At 58.6% G+C, this 2,011-nt stretch carries 2 protein-coding genes; both read left to right on the top strand.

What is annotated here, in order from left to right; all coding sequences use genetic code 11:
* The first annotated feature begins 152 nt into the window (after window positions 1-152).
* Window positions 153-1,421: a phosphate ABC transporter permease PstA gene (gene pstA / locus A3730_RS03565; RefSeq protein ID WP_063519541.1), complete on the top strand. Its 1,269-nt coding sequence runs from the start codon at window positions 153-155 to the stop codon at window positions 1,419-1,421.
* Between the two features lie 25 nt (window positions 1,422-1,446).
* On the top strand, window positions 1,447-2,011 hold a 565-nt coding region (locus A3730_RS03560; RefSeq protein WP_156500859.1), incomplete at its 3' end, for a phosphate ABC transporter ATP-binding protein.

Raw genomic sequence — 2,011 nt, 5'->3', positions numbered from 1 at the left:
GACCGGCGACCAGGAATTCGACAGCGCCAAGACCCTGGCGGCCTTCGCCCTGGGCCTGATGTTGTTCATCACTACCCTGGTCATGAATATCTTCGCGCTGCATATCGTGAAGAAATACCGCGAGCAGTACGACTAGCGTCGGGAGAAAAATGATGAGCCAAACCACAGAAAAAGTTCGCAAGACCCTGGCCCGACGCTACCGGGCAGAGAAACGCTTCAAGGCCTTTGGTCTTGGTGCGATTGGCATCGGTTTGATGGCGTTGGTGCTGCTGTTCACCGATATTATCGGCAAGGGTCACAGTGCTTTCGTGGAGTATGAAATCCAGCTGCCGGTGACCTTTGATGCCGAAGTGATGGATGTCAGTGACCCCCGTGATGAAGAGCAGCTCAACTATGGTAATTACCAGGGGGTGATTCGTGACGCCCTGGCAGACCGCTTTCCCGGCGTGGAGTCCCGCCTGGACACCCGTGCCCTCAATCAGTTGGTGAGCACCGGTGCCGGTTATGCCCTGCGTGACATGCTGCGCGAGGATCCTTCCCTGCTGGGTGAGACCCGTACTCTCTGGTTGCTGGCCGATGACGATGTGGACCTGTTTCTCAAGGGGAATGAAAAGCAGCGCGAAGACAGCCGCCTGAACGAGAAGCAACAGGCCTGGGTGGCGGAGCTGGAAGCCTCCGGGGAAACCCGCATGGTTTTCAACCAGTCGCTGTTCAGCTACGGCGATTCCCGTGAGCCGGAGCAAGCCGGTATTCTGGGCGCGATCCTGGGTTCCCTGTTCACCATGATCGTGACGCTGGTGCTGAGTTTTCCCATCGGTGTGGCCGCGGCGGTCTATCTGGAAGAGTTTGCTCCCAAGAACCGCTTCACCGATTTCATTGAGGTGAACATCAACAACCTGGCGGCGGTGCCGTCGATCATCTTCGGTCTGTTGGGGCTGGCGGTGATTATCGGCTTGTTTGGATTGCCCCGTTCGGTGCCGCTGGTAGGCGGTATCGTGCTGACGCTGATGACGTTGCCGACCATCATCATTTCCAGCCGCGCGGCGATCAAGGCCGTGCCGCCCAGTATCCGCCAGGCGGCCATGGGGTTGGGCGCCTCGAAAATGCAGGTGGTGTTGCACCATGTGCTGCCGTTGGCCCTGCCCGGCATGCTCACCGGCGCCATCATCGGCATGGCCCAGGCGCTGGGGGAAACGGCGCCGCTGCTGATGATCGGCATGGTGGCCTTTATTGTGGACCTGCCCGCCGGCCCGCTGGATGCGGCAACCGTGCTGCCGGTGCAGATTTACCTGTGGGCAGACAGCCCGGAACAATCTTTCGAATCCCTGGCGTCCGCCGCCATCATGGTGCTACTGGCTTTCCTGATCACCATGAACACGCTGGCGGTGATTCTGCGCAAGCGCCTTGAGCGGCGCTGGTAACGGACGGATAACGAGGAACTGAGTTATGGAAACCGCACAGCAACTGGACAAACCGGCTCTGGGCACCAATGATGCGGCCAGAGACAAGGCCATAAATGAGCAAGCAGCGATGACACAAGACTCCCCCTATCCAGACCAGACCGTGGGCACGCCCTTTGTGGATGACCCGAAAATGCGCCTGCGCGATGTGGAGGTGTTCTATGACGATAACCAGGCGATCCATGGCGTCAGCCTGGATATCGGCAAGAATGAGGTGGTGTCACTGATCGGTCCGTCCGGTTGTGGTAAATCCACGTTCCTGCGTTGTCTCAATCGCATGAACGACACTATCGATATTTGTAAGGTGAAGGGCAGCCTGCATCTGGAAAGCCAGGATCTGTATGACCCCAAGCTGGATGTGGTGGAGCTGCGCGCCCGGGTGGGCATGGTGTTCCAGAAGCCCAACCCCTTCCCGAAATCCATTTATGACAACGTGGCCTATGGCCCGCGTATTCACGGCCTGGCCAACAAGAAATATGACCTGGACGAAATCGTGGAAACCAGCCTGCGCAAGGCCGGGCTGTGGGAAGAAGTGAAAGACCGTCTGCACG

It is taken from the genome of Alcanivorax sp. HI0044, assembly GCF_001634945.1.
Note: the sequence above shows the minus strand (reverse complement) of the source record. Positions and strands in the feature narration are given on the sequence as shown.

Excerpts from the sequence above, each read along its gene's own strand:
- pstA (WP_063519541.1), top strand. The coding sequence starts at position 153 with ATGAGCCAAACCACAGAAAAAGTTCGCAAGACCCTGGCCCGACGCTAC.